The organism is Chryseobacterium rhizoplanae (assembly GCF_900182655.1).
Lineage (GTDB): Bacteria > Bacteroidota > Bacteroidia > Flavobacteriales > Weeksellaceae > Chryseobacterium > Chryseobacterium rhizoplanae.
Genome location: NZ_FXTC01000001.1, coordinates 1,064,620 through 1,082,924, shown reverse-complemented (window position 1 = coordinate 1,082,924; position 18,305 = coordinate 1,064,620). Strand labels below are relative to the sequence as shown.

Here is an 18,305-nt window from a genome sequence, read left to right as displayed (position 1 = left end):
AGGCCTAGTTTTCTACGAATACTTCGTATTTTTTCATTTTTTCGCGAATTTTTCCGACGGTTCCCATCTCCAGAATATCATTAAAATCAAATTTGATCTGGTAAAACTGTTCAAGCGCTTCTACGATCAGAAGATGAGACATAGAATCCCATTCCGGGATTTCCTGATACGTTAGTTTTTCGTCTACCAATTCTTTTTTTATGGCGATGGCAGAGGCGATAATTTCATAAAATTCTTCTGTAGTGTTCATTTTAAATTTTTATAGTTTTCCATTTTCCATTTCTAAAAATCATCAGGAATAGCACAGCTAAAACAATTTCCGAAGAAACGATAGCAGTAAATATTCCTCTCAGTTCCCACTGAAACCTTACTCCCAAGAGATAAGCCAAAGGAAGCTGAATCACATAAAACATGATGATATACAATAAAGTAACCTGCATAATGTTTCCGGCTGCATTCAGAGCACGACTGATTACCATTGTGAATCCTAAAAGCAGATAAGCCATAGAAACCACATGGATGTATTGAACCGCATATCTTGCAACTTCCGGTTCTGTAGTGAAAAATTTCACCACATATTCCGCTGCAATCTGCCAGAATAAGGCTACAAGTACCAGATACGTCATGTTGATTGTTCCTGCTCTCCAGACTGTTTTTTCAGCACGTTCAGGCTCTCCTGCACCCAAATTCTGGCCTGTAAGAACTCCGGCAGCATTTCCTATTCCCCAGGCAGGCATTGTTGCCACTGAAGCAATACGCTGAGCAATAATGTATCCTGCAAGCGCTGTTGTTCCGAAGGTAGATATGATTTTCACCATAATCAGCCAGCTGGATGTAGGAATGATATACTGGACCAATCCTCCAAAGGCGAGTTTCAGGATCTTCTGCAGTAATGGAATATCCACATGGAAAGGAACTCTGATGCTGATGCTGGTTCTTCCGGTAACAAATATAAAAGTCTGGTATAAAACCCCTAATGTCCTTGATAAAACCGTAGCATATGCCAATCCCATTAATCCGAAAGCAGGAATAAATCCTAATCCGAAAACAAGGATTACTGCAAGAATGATATTGGAAATATGGCAGATCCAAAGTGATTTCATAGCAATATCCGCATCACCGGCACCTCTGAACAGTCCATTTACCGAAAGGCGGAGAATTACAAGTCCGATGCTCAGAAAGACCAGTCTTGAAAAAGATACTCCATCAACTACTATATTGGCATTGATCCCCAGGAAATCTACAATTTCAGCAGAGAAATAACAGGAGATGCCACCAATAAGCACAGCAAAAATTAATGCCAGCAGGATAATATACTGAGCGGTTCTGCCCATTCCTTCCTGATCCTTTTCACCGGCTCTTCTTGCAATCAGTGTTGCTGCTGCGATACCGAGTCCTACTGCAATGGCATAAGCAAAGTTGATGTAATTGTCTGTGATCCCTACAAGACCCAGAACCTTGTCGCCTAATCTGGCAATAATCAATAGGTTGACACTCACAAAAACAGATTCCATCACAAGCTCCATCACCATAGGAATGGCAAGGCTAAAGATGGAACGGTTGATGCTTCCGGAAGTCAGCTCGACTTTTTTTCCGGCGATTGCTCCATAGGCAAAAACCACTCCTTCTTTTAGTATATGCAGGAATTTCCTCATACTGCTGCTACTGAATTTTTATTGGCAATCTGGTACAGCGGATTCGGCAGCGCTCCATCTTTTCTTGGAATGGCAAATGCTTTATTTTCACTGTAACCATTGTTTTTCAGACGCAGACTGTTGATATAGAATCTTTTGAATGCAGGTACATACAGGTCATACTTTTCAAATCGTTCCTGAAGGTGAGTATTCTCAGCTTTATAATTTTCTACACAGTTGTGAACCAATTCCCAGAATTTCTCTTCATTAAAGTTGGAATACGTATGCAACGCATTAGACAGATATCTGAAGAAGGCATCAAAAACGCCCAGCAAAATAAATAACGGAATATTTTCTTTGTTAGAAGACTGTATCAGGCCATCTGCAAGGTGTGCAGGGAGCTTTTCTCTTGCTTCAGTGGTTAAAACGATATCATCTACAAAGTCTTTGATTACAATTCTCTGTGGAACTCCGTTTTTCAAAACCACCATAATGTTTTCTCCGTGTGGCGTTACACACAATGAATGCGTGTAATAGATATGTAATAATGGGGTAAGATACGCATCAAGGTAACTTTCAATCCATTTTTCAATACTCAGACCTGCTTTTTCCGCAAATGCCTGGACCAATGGAACTCCGTTTTCGTCTACATACAGTAAAGAGGCCATGGTTACCATTTGCTCATCTTCTTTCAGATAATTTTCAGCACTTTCTCTCCATAATGCGCCAAGGAATTCATTATACTGATAAGGTACACTGGCAATAGCTCCATATTGTGGATGCAAATAGGTGATTGCAGCCTCTTCCCCTAAGAAAATAGTTTCTTTATTCTCAAGGTAAGCATCATCTTTAATTAAGCCTTTTACCCAGTCTGTAATGGCTGGAGCAATTTTCATTTGTTTAGGGGATAATCCTCTGATATTTCCCGTACTCAGAATAGAGACAGCCGTTTTCAGGTATCGCTTCTTAGGATGATCTACATTAAACAAAGTACGGATACTCTGCTGTGGGCTATAGGTATCACTACCCTCTCCCAGCTGGATTAAAAGTCCGGAAGCAATATCCCCGGCAAAATGAATCTGAAGCTTATGCTCCCACTGCCACGGATGTACAGGGATAAAATGATAGTCTTCAACAATTTTTCCTTCGCTTATCAGTTGCTGTTTAAAATCATTGTACAATAAATCCCCTATTTCGGAACGATAAAACTCATCTCTGTTAATATGTTCCAAAGACTGGAATGACGATCTGCTTTTATGGGAAGCCAGCCAGATCACTTTTAAATTCTCATCTGCTTCAGGGGCAAAGGTTTTCAGATCTGTTGGAGAAAAACCTAATCGGCTTTTATTTACAATTACCCACGGATGTCCGGTCATATTGTGTTCTACCGTTTGGTAATCAGCATCCGCAAGGTCTTTTGAAGACATTACTCCTCTTGATAAGATTAAAGCATCACAATACAAAGTATGCAATAATTCTTCGGTATATCTTGCAATGGTATAAGGATCTAGATCAAAAACAGACTGCATTTCCAGAAAGAAAGCTGCTACATCTACGGCAGACAGATCTTCACTGTTTTCTGTTTTTATAATGCTGTCTTTATCAATATACCAGTAATCCATCATTCTTTCCTGTCCGCGGAAGCTGTAGGTAATATTTTCAAATCCTGTTTCGAGTTTGAAAACTGTATATTCTTCTTTATCTTCAAAAGTTGCTACAGGTTTCAGAAGCTCTTCATGCATCAGTTCTGCGATGGTTTTGGCCATTAAGTTTCTGTTAGCCTGATTCCAGTTTTCCTGGCTTACTGTATTTTTTACGTTGGTGTTCATTTTATGATTAAATTTTGGCAGTTGGTAAATCAGCATATTTTTCCACATCGAAATCCTGGAAAGCAATTTTCTTTTCAATTGTATAATGCTCTCTTCCCAGAATATCATTGATGATATAGGAATTACGGTAAGCCGCCATTCCTAAGTCGGTAGAAATATAGCTGTGGGTATGTACTTCAGCATGGAGAACATAGATTTCTCCTCCGTTGTGGTCTATTGAATAATTTCTGTTCACATCAAACAATCCGCTGGAATCTCTTTTGATTCTGGACTGAATGTTTTTAAGGAATGCTGGTTCGTGGTAACGGTATCCTGTTCCCAGAATCAGATAATCCGCTTCCTGATCATAAGGTACCTCCTGTTCCAGTTGGGTAAACTCAAGGTTGATAAAATCCGGATTACTGTTGTCTACTCTATTCAGCTGGCTGTTAGGAATGATTGTAAGATTAGGGTCAGCGTTGTCGATGTTCAGATCATAAATAAAATCGTAGATATCATTGATGAGATCATAGTTGATTCCTTTAAACTGAGCTTGCTGTTTGCTTAAAATCGTTTTTCTTACAGATTCGCTTCTGTTGTAGAAATAATCAACATAATCAGGAGAGGTAAGCTCCAGTGTCAGCTTAGAATATTCCATGGGGAAAAATCTGTCCGGACGGGAATACCATCCCAGCTGCGTTTCTTCATTTCTGTTTTGAAGCAGGTCATAAAAAACCTCTGCGGCACTTTGACCAGAACCAATGATAGCAATCTTCTTTCCTTGAGATAAAAGTTCCTCTTTTCTATACAGATAAGAACTTGTATGAATAATTCTGGAATCATCTTTCGGAATAAAAGAAGGAATATGAGGTTGTGTCCCCGTTCCTAAAATCAGTCTTTCTGTTTTAAAAACAGTTGTTTCTTTTGTTTTGGTGTGAATGGTCATCACATGATATAAACCTTCTTCATAAGTGATATCCATTACCTGTGTTGAAAAACGGCACTGTGGAAGCTGTTCAATTACCCATTGACAGTAGCGGTTGTATTCTTTTCTCGGGATAAAAAAGCTTTCACGGATGAAGAATTTGTACAGTCTTCCGGTTTCCTTCAGATAATTCAAAAGGCTTAAAGGATTCGTAGGATCAGCCATGGATACGCAGTCGCATAAAAATGGAGTCTGCAGGGTTACATGGTCAATCATCAGTCCCGGATGCCAGTCGAAACCATCTCTCTGGTCCAGAAAAAGGGTCTTGAGTTCCGGAATCGGATTGGATAATGCGGCAAGTCCCAGGTTGAAAGGGCCTACGCCTATGCCTATTACATTGTATACGGCTTCGTTAGTCATTTTTTGTGATGTTTGTGGTGATTTGTACTTCTTTATTCTGTGGGAATTTTTCCCAGTACCATTCTCTGTAACAGAAGTTCAGATTGGCTTTTTTATGAGGCATTTCAATTACTTTATCTACTTTGAAGCCTACGTGGGCTTTGTTCATCATAGAAGCAAGAGAGTCTACGGATCCTTCACCTACCATTTTTCCTACCTGTGGCTGTGCAAAAACATAATCAACCATAGATTGTGTAGATGGAGATACAAATTTCTTCTTAGGATCAGTAGGTGCTATGAATTGGTGTGTTCCATAATCTGTTGGAAGTACTTCGTAATAATCTCCCACGATATCTCTGCATGCCCAATAGATTTCAATATTACATGAAGGTTCATCGTTTCCTGCAATGATATAGCTGTGGGCTTCATCACTTGGAAGCATTAGTCTGTAATACGTTTCCAGTTCGTCAATAGGCCAGTTCATTTGCCATATTTTTACAGCATGTTCACGGTTGAACCATTCATGAAGCATTTCAAGGTCATTTTCAAGATCTATAGGACGCATACTCATGGTCACATCTTCTTTCTGGAAATACCTTTTAAAGAAAACTTCTGTTCCTTGAGGATGAATCAGCTGATCTGAGAAAAAATGTTTATGAAGAAGGTTCGGAACTTTAGCATAAGAAATTGATGAAGCATTCACACCTCCATCCACATCAGCAACGGCCGAATGAAGATTTGATTTTACTGCCCAATATCTTTGATTCAAGGCATATTCTGTTAAAGATGATGGTTCAGATTTATGAAGGTTTTCAAATTCTCTGTACAGAATATGGATCAGTCTTCTTTCTTTTACGAGGCCTGTTTTTCCTATGGAAGCAATCAGTGCGCTCAGATTACTTACCAAAAGATGGTGAGAAATAATATCTAAAAGACGTTCATCTCTAATGAAAAGATCCTCAACTTCAGGATAGTTATTGATCAGATTCTGATACTTCTCCTTAGAACTTTCTTTAATCAGGTACCCTTGCCCGTCTCTCACATAAATTGACTCAGGAAGAAGTTCGTTATCCAGCTGAACAAGAAGATTCTGCTGATGCACTTCCGGTGCCATGCCTAACTGATTATACAATCTGTTTAATGGAGAAAGCAATAGACTCACATATTTTTCAAACCAGATAATAGCAGCTTTTTCCGGTTCCATTCCCAGTTGATTGGCAACATTTTTAAAGAAATGGGTTGTAAAATTGAAACCATCTGTAGATTCATCCTGACAAAGTCTTGCCAATAAAATGACTTTATCTTCAGTTGAGAAGGGATTTTCACGAAGCAGAATGTTCAGGCTGTCTATATTCTTTCCTTCAAATTGTACACTTAATGAGGAAGGTTCCAGCAATAATTTAAAATTAGGGAAACTGTCTTCAAATAAAGCTTTCTCATGCTGCCACCAGATTGCTGAAGCATATCCTCTGTTGAGATCTTTTAAGTTGTTTGTTCTCACAGAGCCTGTCATTAAAACATGCAGAGAGAACTTCAGCATCCAGATAAAATCAGCATTATATACCGTTCTTATAGAGGATGTTGCGTAAAAATCCTCACCCAAAGGTCCGATGTGAATAATCTTACCGGAACCCAGCATTTCAGGGTATTCTGCTGTTGATAAAAGATATTGCGCCTCCCATGGATGACAGGGAACGATGTAAAAATCATTGATGTTTTCAAAATCGTAGCTTTCCGGTATGGATGCCCATTTTTCAAAGATTTCTTTTGCTGAAACTCCCGGAAGAGATTTTTCTGTGATGCAGTCTTTATGAATCAGGAAATAATCCAGCTGAAATCCTTTTCCGAATTCGGGACCATATAACAACTGTTCTTCTTTAGAGAAACCCATTCTTGATTTGGTGAAAGGATGTAGATTGTGTCCTGCAGGAAGCATTTGTTCAGACTCCAAGAAAGAATAAGTTAAAAGCTGATCATCTTGCAGACATGCTTCAGTTGTAAGTTCCAGATTTCTTAAACTGCTTTGAATTCTTTCTGCAAAGCTTCTGAATCCTGTTTCATCGGTTATTTCAGAAAACTCTTTGTAAACCAGTGCAGTCAGTTTTTCATCATTCACTTCAAAAACTTCTTGGTTTTGGTGGTCTACCGCCCACAAAACAGGTCCATATTCATGGAAAAGCGTTTCGGAACGATAAGAAACCGGGGCAAATAAAAACAGTCCGCTTTTCTTCATTTCGAATCTCATATGCAGTGAATATTCACTGTTCTGAAGAGCTTTTGCCGTCAGAATGTCATATTTTGGAACTCCCTGGTAGAATTTTCCGTTTCCCAGTTCTCTTAACATTCCGTTAAGTAGGATCCTGAAAGTAATTTCACGGACTTTTTCTTCTGTTTTAGTTTTCTGTATTAAAGTCTTTTCCATGCTTTTTGATTGTGGTGAGAATCTGATGAATGTCTTCTGTCGTCGTAATCGGGTTCAGGAAGGTGAATTTCAAATAGAAATTTCCATCAACCTTTGTACTTGCTACAAGGATTTCTCCACTGTAGAACAATTTCATCTTGATGTATTGATTCAGGGCATTCAGATCACTGATTTCCGGATTTACATATCTGAAAACAAGAACACTTAAGTCAGAATCTGAAAGAAGTTCAAAATCAGCATCTTCAGTGATCATTGCAGCAGCATCTTTGGTAAGATCAATCACAGTATCTGTATATTCTGCTAACTGTTCTTTCCCCATCATTCTTAGGGTAAACCAAAGTTTTAAGGCATCAAATCTTCGGGTACTTTGGGTAATGGATTTATTGATTTGTGCCGGAATTTCCTCCTCGTCCATTTCTTTCGGATTCAGATAATCGGCGTGATGTTTCAGAATCAACAGTTCTTTCTTGTTTTTAACAATAAAAGCACTGCTGCTGATGGGCTGGAAGAATGATTTGTGGTAATCAATCGTTACAGAGTCTGCTCTTTCAATGCCGTTGATCAGATCACGGTATTTTTCGCTCAATAACAGAGCACATCCATATGCCGCATCTACGTGCATCCAGATGTTATATTGTTCTGCAATATTGGCGATATCATCCAGTGGATCAATGTTTCCAAAATCTGTAGTTCCTGCTGTTGCTACAATACCAATAGGAATATTTCCTAACTGCTCTTCTCTTTTAATATATTTTTTCAAAAGAGAAATATCCATACGGAAACGGTCGTCTGTAGGAACTTTCACGATACTTTTCTCTCCTAATCCCATAATGGAAGCATTTTTAAGATTGCTGAAGTGAGATTTATCCGAAACGAATATTCTGAAACGGCTTGCTTCCACTGGAAGACCATCCATTTTAATATTGTGATTGTATCTTTTCTGAGAAAAGCAGTCGCGCATCATGACCAATCCCATTAAGTTGCTCTGTGAGCCTCCTGCTGTGAAAACACCATCGCTCTCATTAGTGTTATATCCAATCTGACCCGCAGTCCAGTCGATCAGTTTTCTTTCCATGAAAGTTCCTCCGGCACTCTGATCATAAGTATCTTGTGAAGAATTTATGGCACTTACAAGAATTTCTCCTGCCAATGCCGGGATTACTACGGGACAGTTTAGGTGAGCTACATATTGTGGAAGATGAAAAGCTGTGGCATGTTTCACATAGATTTCGTCCACTTCTGCCAGAAGCTCATTATAGTTGGATAATTTTTGATTAAGATCAATCTGTTGTACCATTCCTTTCATGGTTTTGGCTTCTATACCACTGAAAGGTTTGTTGTTTCTGTGAAGAAATTCCTGAACCAGGTCTAAAGTACTATTGACAGCATTACGATAGTGATCGTAATTGTCAGGATGAAAAATATTTCCAAAATTCCCCGAAATGTGAGGTGAAGTTATGCTTGTGGGCTCTTCCAGGGATATTAAATTGTTGTTCATAAAAGTTTTGTAATGTGATTTTTTTAATCTGTGAATTGTTGTGGTTTTTTCGATATATGATTATATATATCTGATAGTCAGGTTTTTAATTTTTACATTTTTTATTATATTTTATTTGGTGATTACATAATTATTACTAAATTTGACTTGGTTATTGTTATTTAGAATAATTAAAAACAAAGATAAAAATTATTACTTAACACCAAATTTTTTTTAATGAATTCTACAGAAATTTTAGATAAAGACTGTTTAACAGCTGTAAAACTGCTTCCTACGGTCATAAAAGTCACCTCTCAGGAAAGAAGAATGATAAAAGATGCAGCTTTGCATCTTCAGAAAAAGTATGATACTTATGAAAACCGTGATTTTATTAAGCATGTGCATCAGCTGGCGTCTTATTTTTTACCCGAGAGAATTTTAAATATAGCGGCTGATTTTGCGAGTGACTTTTCAAAAAATCAATACGGTGCACTGATCTTTACCGGATTAATGGACATCGATCAGGAGAATATAGGCTCTACACCTCCCAATTGGCAGGCAGCTGATTATTCAAAATTTAATTTATATGGTTTTGCATGTGCGCTTATTCATGGAGCACTTCCCTCAAAGCCCGTACAATACTATTCACAGCGTAAAGGCGGCGGATTGATCCATGCTATAATACCTGATGAAAGAATGAAAGAAACACAGACTGGATCGGGATCTTCAACAGATTTGTATGTGCATACAGAAGATGCTTTTCTGAAACATCAGGCAGATTTTTTAAGCTTTATGTACGTGAGAAATGAGGAGCAGGTCCCTTCTACTCTATATTCAATCCGTTCTCATGAATCTATCGGGGAAAATTACAGACCTCTTTTTGAGCGTATTTATAAAATTCCAAAGGATGCCAATCTGGAAACGGGAGATAATGAAGAGGAAACATTAGATTCTGTATTGTATGGTAATTATAGTCTTCCGTTTATGCGTTTTGATGCTGCTGAACAATTGTTCAATTCCAGTATCAGACAATCTGATGAAGCACAAAGTACACTGCATGAGTTCTGGGAAGAGGCCAGACATTTGATTTATTCAGGATTTACGCCTCAGGCAGGAGATGTGATTCTGGTTAATAATCATTTATGCGCTCACGGAAGATCGGCTTTCCGTGCGGGGGTAAGAAATATTGACGGTATAGAACAGCCTTGCGAGAGAAGAATCATGCTTCGTATGATGAGTAAAGTAAGCCTTATCGACATGAGAGCACATACACTTACAGAGGATCCGTTCTTTGTGATAGAGGAACATCTGGGTAAAAATTTTAAACATTTTTAATATAATGCTTAGTTAGCATTTTTGAACATTCAATCAATCGAAAATCCTTTTTAAGCATTGCTTGAAAAGGATTTTTATATGATTTTTCACTTGATTGACCCTTGTCAAGGTTTTAAACCTTGACAAGGATTAAAGATGGTAAGTTTTGGCTAAAGCCATCGGAATTTATATTTATTAAAACGGGCTAAAGCCCGTTCCTATTGAATATTTAAAATGTAAACTATACTCTTTGTTATGACTCTATCAGTATTCAAAAATTAGTCAGATTGCTTTTCAATAGAAGCGGGCTTTAGCCCGCTTGTCTGATCGTATTTGATAATTATGGCTTTAGCCAAAACTTAAAAGCTTATAATTTTACTGTTTAAAAAAACTGTCAAACAAAGACAACTGTTCAGATAACGATCTGCTCCAATATTCAGGAACATGTCCGCCTAAAGATTCTGTGTAAAGGTGCTGAATCTTCATTTCTGTCAGCTTTTTATGAAAATTTCTGTTCATATTGATCATTTGAGTGTCTTCCGTTCCACAGTCGAAAATATATTGCTGATCTGCTCCGGCCATCAGTTTTATTTTGCTGTCAGTAAGGAAAACAGGATTAATGGATTCCAGTGGGCCTAAAACCTTATTCACCAGATATTTCTGATATCCTTCTCCAAAAGAATTAAAATCAAGGGCGCCACATGAACTTCCTACGATGCCAAATGTTTTGTTATAAGTAACTCCGATGTTGGTTGCGCCATAGCCACCCATACTCCATCCCATAATCCCACGGAATTTTTTCTCAGCTTTCACAGGATAATTTTTGTCAATAAATTCTACCAGTTCTTTTCCGATAAAAGTCTGATATTGTGAATCCTTAATAAGCGGGCTGTCTACATACCACGAACTGTAATTTCCATCCGGAAGTACATAGATTGTTTTCAATTCCTGAGCTTTTTTAACCAAATCAGGAATATCCTGCTTCATAATTCTGTCCGGATTACCACTGAAACCATGAAGGATATAGACCGATGGATACTTCGTATTAGGCTGTAAATTGGGAGTGATGATCACTGTTTTGATTTTTTTATTCATTTTCGGACTGAAAATTTCCTGATGAATAATTTTTTGTGCGGATAACTGTACAAATGCAGTAAGGACAAATACAATTTTGATGAGCTTCTTCATGCTGAAATAAATTTTAATTAATGATAATCACTGGTATCTTATTTTTTTAAACATATTGTGTACCAATGCATCTTTGATGTAACAAAATTGTAGTATAAAAAAGAGAAAAGCCTCAACATATGTTGAAGCTTTTGTTAGTTTATTCAATTTCAAATTTAGGAATTTCAGTAAAGCTCCTTCTTGATCCGGCTTAGCTGTGTAGGTGTGATTCCCAGATAAGAAGCGATATGATGCTGTTTTAATCTGTTGTAAAGGGACTTATTTTCAATCAATTGTAAATAACGTTTTTTTGCTGTTTCATACTTTAGCGAGACTTCCAGAGGCTCTTTTTTTACTACCCAGTTTTTTTCCAGATAATACATGTGGAAAAGTGCCAGGTCATGATGCTTTTCAAGCAGTTCCCGGTAGGCTTTTGCAGGATATTGTATCACTGTGCAGTCTTCCAGTGCAATGATTGTGAAATCACTGGGTTCATTTTTGATAATGGCAGCCGTGGAAGCTACAAAACTGTTTTCCTCAAAAAAGATTTTATAAATATTATCCCCTTGTTCATCTACAGTATAATACCCTATCAATCCGGATTTTATGAAGTAATAATATCTCGCCATTGATCCGGATTCCAGCAGTAAATCATTTTTGTGGTAATATTCTTCTGTACAGATATTTAATAAATCTTTAAGCGTTTCCTCAGATAAAGGATAATAGTGATTAATATGTTTTGTAAATTCTGAATGGTTCATTTTGGTATTTAGAAGGTATAATGAATTGTATTACATAATCATCTGTGAAAATCTGTGTAATCAGTGGTTAAATACAATCTTTCTATTTTGAAGAAAATTAATCCAATACTTTTTTCATCATCAGATCCGTCTGTTCTTCTTCCCCGAGCCTAAAAATATGCTTATCAAACTCAACGAATCCATTCTTTCTGTAAAATTGTAAAGCTCTTAGATTTTCCTCCCAGACTCCAAGCCACAAGTATGATTTATTCAGATGTCTTGCTGTTTCCAAAGCCTGGTTATAAAGAAGCTGGCCTACTTTTTTTCCCTGGTGGCTTTTCTTTACATAGATTCTTTCAATTTCCAGGCTGCTTTCATCCTGAAGTTCTGTCTGCGCTTTTCCGGAATTAACTTTCAGGTAACCAACCGGATTGTCTTCTTCCCAGGCAATATAGAAAAATGAATCAGGATTATTCAGCTCTGATTTTATCTTTTCAGTATTAAAGCTTTCTTCCAGGTACTTTTTCATAGCCTCTTCAGTATTATCTTCTGCAAACGTTTCAGTGAAGGTTTGCATACCAATATTCTGAAGTGTTTCGAGGTCTTTTTCGCTGGATCTATTGATAATGATTGATGACATAACAGGTATTTATTGTTCTAATTTATAAATAAGATTTTTTATTTCAGGTAAGGTTAGTTCTGTTTTTGTTTCTGATGTTATTATATTTTTTAAAATTTTGATGTGGGCAGCCTTTAAAGCATCTTCGCTTTTCACTTCCTGATCGGGGATCACTCCTATATGTTCCCAGTTCTTTTGAGTACTTAAAGCCGTTATTTTTCCTGCCGGAACAAGCAGTAAATATTGATTTTGAACCATAAAATGATCTACAGGATTGGCTGCACCCCCTGTTTTTTCACCAATTACTTCGGCAAGTTTATATTGCTGCAAGAAATAGGCTACAGCTTCTCCGGCCGAAAAAGTCTTTTTACTGGTAAGAATATAGATCTTTTTATGAAGATATTTCTGTCCGGAAACTTTGGGTTGAGTACTGTCTGCAACCGTTTTCTGATTATGCCTGAAATACGTGGTATAAAGATCTTTTTTTTGATCAAAAAAATAGCTTAAAAACAAAAGAAGCATCCCGTTTTCTCCACCTCCGTTTTCCCGAAGATCAATAATCAGAGAATGGGTATTGGCAACAAAATCCATGGTGGCGGCTAATGTTTTTTCACTGGCTTCAGGAGAGGCAAAACCTTTATAATTAATGTACCCGATATTCCCCGGAAGTCGCTGAACTGTTTCAAATCCGAAATTTTCAAGACTATTATGCTCATTGTTCAATTTCTCTTTCTCTTTTTCACTCATCTGTTTTTCGGGCGTGTAGTTTTCGAGATATTTAACGAAAAAATGTTCGTCTTTAATAGTTGTTCTTAACTTTTGAGTAAGAAGATCTGCAAAATCTTTTTTATTGAGGTCTTTAAAAGTTCCCTTTTTCAGTTCACTTTGAAATAAAGAGTCTACTTTTTTATAAGTTTCTTTATCAATATAATGACTTTTTACTTTTTCTGTAATATCAGCAAGCACTATTGAAATATCATTTTTCTGGGCACTCGAAAATAAGAAAGTGAAAAGGGAAATCCCAGCATATAATTTTTTCATTGAAATAAGGATTTAATATTTCAACAAATGTATTTTAATGAGTTGTGTATGAATTGTAAAAATGGAAACTCAGATGAATAACCAAACATTATTCTGATCAGTATCTACATTCTCAAAGAATTTCCCGGGGCTTATTCTGGTAAGTTCTTTAAAATCTTTAATAAGATGGGACTGATCATAAAACAGATGTTCATAGGAAAGTTCTGTAAGGTTTCTGGATTTTTTATTTGAAATCAAAACATTACGAAACCGCTGTATTTTTCTGAATTCTGAGGCCGGTTTAGCCAGATATCGCTGAGAGATCTTGTTGACATACTGTCTCGTGATTTTATTTTTTGAAGCAATTTCTTCGATACTCAATTCTGTTTCAAAATCATTCAATATTGTATAAGCCAGATGTAAGTCTCTCTGCCGCAACTTGGAAAGACAATAGTTTTCCAGTATATCAATTTGTATTCTCCTGTCAGGCTCTTTTAAAACAGTGCTCATAATGTCTGTAAAGTCTGAAAGAAGGATTTCCTGTTCCAGATCTTCGCTTTTATCAGCATTAAAAAAATGATAAATACCCAATGGTTTAAAGTAAACGGTAACTTCATTAACCGATTGCTGATAAAAAATTTCAGTAGGAACAGAGCATCTGAATACAAAATCAACCACAATATTCTCAGAAGTAGATCTGGTAATTTCTACCCATCCTTTATCCTGTGTAACACAGACATCCTGACATGCTGATACAATAAAATAATTGTCCGGAAATGTAAGATATTTTACCGGTTTCTGATGATCATCTCTTTCTATAAAATAATATCCTTCAATATAATCTTTCAAAACAGGATGCATCGGTTTATAAAAAGTAACTTTCATATAAGTGATGGGTTGAAAGTAAAAATACAAATAGAAAACAAAATCCTGACACTTTGTTCAGGATTTATATTTGTTTATGAAAACAGTATTTTTTTAAAGGCTTCGGAAGCCAGATGTACCTGTACGCTCCAATCATCTGCTGCGTCACTTCCTGCATCGTCAGAAATATATTTCAGACATAGAAACGGAATATTTTGCTGTTGAGCAATCAATGCCAGTGGATAAGCTTCCATATCTACAATATTATAATCTGTCTCGGAGTGGTTCATTTCAAAACTGTCACCGCTGCCACAGATTCCTTCTTTCAAGGTATCCATTTTAAGACCGTATTCCAATACAGGAGGCACTCCTGATAATGGCGTTTCATAGAGTTTAAACCCAAGCCCTCTTACGTCCATATCTCTCTGGATGAACTTTGTACAGCATACCACTTCTCCTTTATGAAATCCTTTACTTCCTGCAGAACCTAAGTTTACAATCAGTTTAGGTTTTCTTGCGTGAATTTCTTTGGTTAATTCTATCGCAGCATTTACCTTTCCGATCCCTGTAATTAATTTATTTTTATCATTAAAAACAGTTCCTGCTTCAGAATCTAATGCAAAAACAAAAAGAGTATCATCAATTGAATAGTGTGTTTCGTTGTTAATTTTTATCATGGAGAAATCAGATTTATACAGCTGTTGGTACTGCATGACAAAGATACAACAGGTTTTTCTAATATATTAAATTAAAACCCCAAAACAATTGATTTGTTTTGGGGTTTTATTATCTTAGATACTGCATCCGTCAGCATCACAGGAAGCTCCGCTGCCACCGGAAATATCCTTAAACGGACTTACAGTTTCTTTATAAGTCTGCTGAAGTGCATTTTCAAAAGTCTCTACAGGCTGAGCTCCGGAAACGGCATATTTACCGTTCAGCACAAAGAATGGAACTCCGGAAACGCCATTATTTCTTGCTTCAAGAATATCCTGGTTTACTTCATCATCCAGTTGATCTGTAGTAACGGCTTGTCTTGCTTCCTCTTTGTCAATTCCTAAGCTTTCTGCAAGAGCAACCAAAACTTCAGTATCGCCTACATTTTTTCCGTCAATAAAATGAGCGATAAACAAAGCTTCTTCCATTTCATTGGATTTATTGTGCTTTTTGGCCAAATGAAGCAATTTGTGGGCACTGAAAGTATTGGTGATCAAAGCTTTTCCAAAATCAAAATCAATTCCCGCTCCTTTTCCCATCTGGGTAACCTGACTAAGCATTTGCGTAGCCTGAGCTTCAGGAACTCCTTTCTTTTCTCTAAAATATTGAATAGTATCCTGAGTTTTTTTTGGATCTAAAGTTGGGTCCAGCTGAAAACTTTTCCATTCTACTTCTACTTCATCTTTGAAAGGAAGCTTATTCAAAGCCTGTTCAAAATTATTTTTTCCGATATAGCAAAACGGACACATCACATCCGACCAGATTTCTATTTTCATTGTATTTATTTTAAATCAAGAAACTGTTTAAACTTAAAAAAAATATTAAAACCATTAAGAATTGATTTAAGAAATAAAATATAGTTAAGATGAATCATTCTGATTTTTAAGCCTAAAGCGAAGCTTATCTTACTATTCTCAACACCTTATTACAATCTTAATGTTTCAAAAATAAAAATTTAAACAAGTTTCAAATTAATAGTACAAAGTTACTACAATTTATTCAATGTAACAAAAATTGTTACAGTTTAATTCTGACAAATGGAAACAACCTGGCTTCGTTTTTCAACTCTGCTTTTTAAGATCATCATCAGAAATGCAAGTAGCCCGAAAACAACACCTATCCATGGAATATATGCTACTCCTTTTGTAACGATTATCCATCCTCCGATTGTAGTTCCCACTGTCACCCCCAGATTTCCAAAAGATGTAGCCAGGCTGTTGGCAAATTCCAGAGAATCCGGTGCGGAAGAGATCATATAAGCTGATGCATTCAGAAAACTTGGTGAATACAGAAATCCCCAGACTCCGATTACCAGAATTGTTGCGAATAAATTTCCATCAGAAAAATATAAAAGTACAGGTATTAAAATGGTTCCTGAAAGAAAAATAGCCGTAGTACCCGCAATATTTTTGTTAAGCATTTTTCCGGCAACTCCATTGGCCATCACTCCAATAATTCCAAATAACAAAAGCATATAGCTTACCATTGAAGTATCCATTCCTTTAGCTTTATTCAGGTAATCTGCAAAATAGCTGTAGGTAGAAAACCACGCCGTAATCATGAAAAAGTTAGTCATAGTACTCAGAATAAACGGAGGCTGCTTCAGGATTCTGACCTGATTTCCATAAGATTTTTTCTCTTTTACAGGCATCGGAGGAAGAAGGAAGTAAATGACCGCTAAAGCAATCAGACTTACCGCAGTCTGTATCATAAATGAATATTCCCAGGACCAAAGCCCCGCAATCCATGTTGCAAAAGGAACCGTTGTAACCATGGCAATGGCAACTCCATTAAATACAATTCCCATCAGTTCATTTTTTTTCCGGTTGTCTGCCTGGGAGACTGCTACAGATAAAGCTGTTGCAATATACACAGGCTGTAGAAATGCCGGTAAAATCCTAACCAGCATCAACAGCCAGAAAGGAGGTGAAAAAGAAGATACAAAACCTGTAATCAGAAACATGAAAATGGCTGCAAGCATTATTTTTTTACGATCAAATCCTGAAGTAAATAAGGTCATAAAAGGGCCTGTAAGCGCGATAATCAATGCAAAAGCACTCAAAAGATAGCCTGCCTTGTCTATACTGATTTTATAATGTTCTGCAACCGGCGGGAGAATTCCAATAACGCCAAATTCTGTTGTAATAACGGCTATGAACCCAAGACATCCAATATATGCGTATTTTTTCATTATACTTTTTCTTCTACAGAATTTAAATTTCGGTGAGCAAAAACAGCCATTTCACCTATTGCAGACTGTACTTCTTCCAGAATTTCTCCCATATGCATAAATCCGTGGACCATATCTTTGTAAAGACTTGTTGTAAGTGTAACGCCTGCATTTTTCATATTTTCAGAAAGCTGTTTCCCGTCATCAAGCAAAGGGTCGTGCTCTGCAAGAATTATTAAAGTAGGTGGAGTTTCTTTAAAATCTTTTATTAAGACAGGAATTGCCAAAGCATTATCTTTTTCTTCTTTGGGAAGATACCAATCCCATGCTTCAATACCGCCTTGCTTATTAAGAACAGGTCCGTTCTCATAAGTTTCCCACGACTTTGAATTGAGTTGATTATCGGCTGCAGGATAAATTAATACCTGAAATTTCAGATGTTTTCCTATTTGAGTAGAAACAGCCGTAGCCAATGCTGCGCCAGCGCTATCTCCTATAATTCCTATTTTATCAGGATCAATTCCTAACGATTCTGCATTTTCCATGACCCATTTTATGCTGTCAAGAGAATCGTTTAAGCCTGCAGGAAAAGGATGTTCCGGAGCAAGACGGTAATCTACAAAAATAACCACAGATCCGGTTTTATTAGCCAGTTTACGGACTACCGCATCATGGGTTTCATATCCCCCAGCGATGAACCAGCCTCCATGAATATAAATAATAGCCGATGAATTCTGAATATCCTTTCCGTTAGGACGATAAATCCGAACAGGAATCTGATGGCTTTCTCTTTGAATCTCCAATTCTTCAATCATTGCAACGGATTCTTTTTTCCCGCTAAGCTGAAGAGACATTGTTTCCAGGTATTTTCGGGCTCCATCTAGTGAATCCTGTGGGTTGAAGGGTTGTATTCTTTCTAAATGATTTAAAATCTGTGTTATTTTAGGTGTTAATTGCATTATTATTTTAATTTAAGTTACTATTATTTTGCAAGGAACGTGAGCGCTATTGTTCCTTCCTGCCGCATAT

At 36.9% G+C, this 18,305-nt stretch carries 16 protein-coding genes; 1 reads left to right on the top strand and 15 read right to left on the bottom strand.

The window, feature by feature from the left end:
* Positions 1-4 precede the first annotated feature (4 nt).
* The 6 genes from FN817_RS04770 to FN817_RS04745 are packed head-to-tail and all read right to left on the bottom strand — an operon-like array spanning position 5 to position 8,686.
* Positions 5-250, bottom strand: coding sequence for an acyl carrier protein (locus tag FN817_RS04770; RefSeq protein WP_047374822.1), 246 nt, complete (start codon positions 248-250; stop codon positions 5-7).
* Position 251: 1 nt separating this feature from the next.
* Positions 252-1,655 carry an MATE family efflux transporter gene (locus FN817_RS04765; RefSeq protein ID WP_142716939.1) on the bottom strand — a complete coding sequence of 468 codons (1,404 nt, stop codon included), beginning with the start codon at positions 1,653-1,655 and terminating at the stop codon, positions 252-254.
* Complete coding sequence (locus FN817_RS04760; protein WP_142716938.1) at positions 1,652-3,463, bottom strand: IucA/IucC family protein; 1,812 nt, start codon at positions 3,461-3,463, stop codon at positions 1,652-1,654. Before FN817_RS04760 ends, FN817_RS04765 begins: the two co-directional genes overlap by 4 nt.
* A gap of 7 nt (positions 3,464-3,470) precedes the next feature.
* Positions 3,471-4,787: a lysine N(6)-hydroxylase/L-ornithine N(5)-oxygenase family protein gene (locus FN817_RS04755; RefSeq protein ID WP_142716937.1), complete on the bottom strand. Its 1,317-nt coding sequence runs from the start codon at positions 4,785-4,787 to the stop codon at positions 3,471-3,473.
* Complete coding sequence (locus tag FN817_RS04750; RefSeq protein WP_142716936.1) at positions 4,780-7,188, bottom strand: GNAT family N-acetyltransferase; 2,409 nt, start codon at positions 7,186-7,188, stop codon at positions 4,780-4,782. Before FN817_RS04750 ends, FN817_RS04755 begins: the two co-directional genes overlap by 8 nt.
* Complete coding sequence (locus FN817_RS04745) at positions 7,160-8,686, bottom strand: pyridoxal phosphate-dependent decarboxylase family protein (protein ID WP_142716935.1); 1,527 nt, start codon at positions 8,684-8,686, stop codon at positions 7,160-7,162. Before FN817_RS04745 ends, FN817_RS04750 begins: the two co-directional genes overlap by 29 nt.
* A 216-nt stretch (positions 8,687-8,902) precedes the next feature.
* Here FN817_RS04745 and FN817_RS04740 point away from each other — a divergent pair, with 216 nt between their 5' ends.
* On the top strand, positions 8,903-10,000 hold the full coding sequence (locus FN817_RS04740; RefSeq protein ID WP_142716934.1) for a TauD/TfdA family dioxygenase: 1,098 nt from the start codon (positions 8,903-8,905) through the stop codon (positions 9,998-10,000).
* Between the two features lie 354 nt (positions 10,001-10,354).
* Here FN817_RS04740 and FN817_RS04735 read toward each other — a convergent pair whose 3' ends face one another.
* The 9 genes from FN817_RS04735 to FN817_RS04695 all read right to left on the bottom strand — a co-directional run bounded on the left by FN817_RS04735 (position 10,355) and on the right by FN817_RS04695 (position 18,235).
* Positions 10,355-11,167, bottom strand: coding sequence for an alpha/beta hydrolase (locus FN817_RS04735; protein WP_142716933.1), 813 nt, complete (start codon positions 11,165-11,167; stop codon positions 10,355-10,357).
* A gap of 164 nt (positions 11,168-11,331) precedes the next feature.
* Entirely contained in the window at positions 11,332-11,907 is a 576-nt protein-coding gene (locus FN817_RS04730) for a Crp/Fnr family transcriptional regulator (protein ID WP_142716932.1), read from the bottom strand.
* Positions 11,908-12,004: 97 nt separating this feature from the next.
* Positions 12,005-12,526, bottom strand: coding sequence for a GNAT family N-acetyltransferase (locus FN817_RS04725; RefSeq protein ID WP_142716931.1), 522 nt, complete (start codon positions 12,524-12,526; stop codon positions 12,005-12,007).
* 9 nt (positions 12,527-12,535) lie between these two features.
* Positions 12,536-13,546, bottom strand: coding sequence for a S41 family peptidase (locus tag FN817_RS04720; protein ID WP_142716930.1), 1,011 nt, complete (start codon positions 13,544-13,546; stop codon positions 12,536-12,538).
* A 69-nt stretch (positions 13,547-13,615) separates the two neighbouring features.
* Positions 13,616-14,410: a helix-turn-helix domain-containing protein gene (locus tag FN817_RS04715; RefSeq protein WP_142716929.1), complete on the bottom strand. Its 795-nt coding sequence runs from the start codon at positions 14,408-14,410 to the stop codon at positions 13,616-13,618.
* Between the two features lie 74 nt (positions 14,411-14,484).
* Positions 14,485-15,066 carry a 5'-methylthioadenosine/S-adenosylhomocysteine nucleosidase family protein gene (locus tag FN817_RS04710; RefSeq protein WP_142716928.1) on the bottom strand — a complete coding sequence of 194 codons (582 nt, stop codon included), beginning with the start codon at positions 15,064-15,066 and terminating at the stop codon, positions 14,485-14,487.
* A 114-nt stretch (positions 15,067-15,180) separates the two neighbouring features.
* Entirely contained in the window at positions 15,181-15,882 is a 702-nt protein-coding gene (locus FN817_RS04705) for a DsbA family oxidoreductase (protein WP_142716927.1), read from the bottom strand.
* A gap of 248 nt (positions 15,883-16,130) precedes the next feature.
* Entirely contained in the window at positions 16,131-17,297 is a 1,167-nt protein-coding gene (locus FN817_RS04700; RefSeq protein ID WP_142716926.1) for an MFS transporter, read from the bottom strand.
* The gene (locus FN817_RS04695) at positions 17,297-18,235 is read right to left on the bottom strand and encodes an alpha/beta hydrolase (protein ID WP_142716925.1); all 939 of its coding nucleotides are present in this window, start codon (positions 18,233-18,235) and stop codon (positions 17,297-17,299) included. Before FN817_RS04695 ends, FN817_RS04700 begins: the two co-directional genes overlap by 1 nt.
* Positions 18,236-18,305: the final 70 nt, after the last annotated feature.

What these genes read in the sequence shown, in the direction of transcription:
- FN817_RS04770 (WP_047374822.1), bottom strand. Translation starts at nt 250, where the DNA reads ATGAACACTACAGAAGAATTTTATGAAATTATCGCCTCTGCCATCGCC.
- FN817_RS04765 (WP_142716939.1), bottom strand. Translation starts at nt 1,655, where the DNA reads ATGAGGAAATTCCTGCATATACTAAAAGAAGGAGTGGTTTTTGCCTAT.
- FN817_RS04760 (WP_142716938.1), bottom strand. Translation starts at nt 3,463, where the DNA reads ATGAACACCAACGTAAAAAATACAGTAAGCCAGGAAAACTGGAATCAG.
- FN817_RS04755 (WP_142716937.1), bottom strand. Translation starts at nt 4,787, where the DNA reads ATGACTAACGAAGCCGTATACAATGTAATAGGCATAGGCGTAGGCCCT.
- FN817_RS04750 (WP_142716936.1), bottom strand. Translation starts at nt 7,188, where the DNA reads ATGGAAAAGACTTTAATACAGAAAACTAAAACAGAAGAAAAAGTCCGT.
- FN817_RS04745 (WP_142716935.1), bottom strand. Translation starts at nt 8,686, where the DNA reads ATGAACAACAATTTAATATCCCTGGAAGAGCCCACAAGCATAACTTCA.
- FN817_RS04740 (WP_142716934.1), top strand. Translation starts at nt 8,903, where the DNA reads ATGAATTCTACAGAAATTTTAGATAAAGACTGTTTAACAGCTGTAAAA.
- FN817_RS04735 (WP_142716933.1), bottom strand. Translation starts at nt 11,167, where the DNA reads ATGAAGAAGCTCATCAAAATTGTATTTGTCCTTACTGCATTTGTACAG.
- FN817_RS04730 (WP_142716932.1), bottom strand. Translation starts at nt 11,907, where the DNA reads ATGAACCATTCAGAATTTACAAAACATATTAATCACTATTATCCTTTA.
- FN817_RS04725 (WP_142716931.1), bottom strand. Translation starts at nt 12,526, where the DNA reads ATGTCATCAATCATTATCAATAGATCCAGCGAAAAAGACCTCGAAACA.
- FN817_RS04720 (WP_142716930.1), bottom strand. Translation starts at nt 13,546, where the DNA reads ATGAAAAAATTATATGCTGGGATTTCCCTTTTCACTTTCTTATTTTCG.
- FN817_RS04715 (WP_142716929.1), bottom strand. Translation starts at nt 14,410, where the DNA reads ATGAAAGTTACTTTTTATAAACCGATGCATCCTGTTTTGAAAGATTAT.
- FN817_RS04710 (WP_142716928.1), bottom strand. Translation starts at nt 15,066, where the DNA reads ATGATAAAAATTAACAACGAAACACACTATTCAATTGATGATACTCTT.
- FN817_RS04705 (WP_142716927.1), bottom strand. Translation starts at nt 15,882, where the DNA reads ATGAAAATAGAAATCTGGTCGGATGTGATGTGTCCGTTTTGCTATATC.
- FN817_RS04700 (WP_142716926.1), bottom strand. Translation starts at nt 17,297, where the DNA reads ATGAAAAAATACGCATATATTGGATGTCTTGGGTTCATAGCCGTTATT.
- FN817_RS04695 (WP_142716925.1), bottom strand. Translation starts at nt 18,235, where the DNA reads ATGCAATTAACACCTAAAATAACACAGATTTTAAATCATTTAGAAAGA.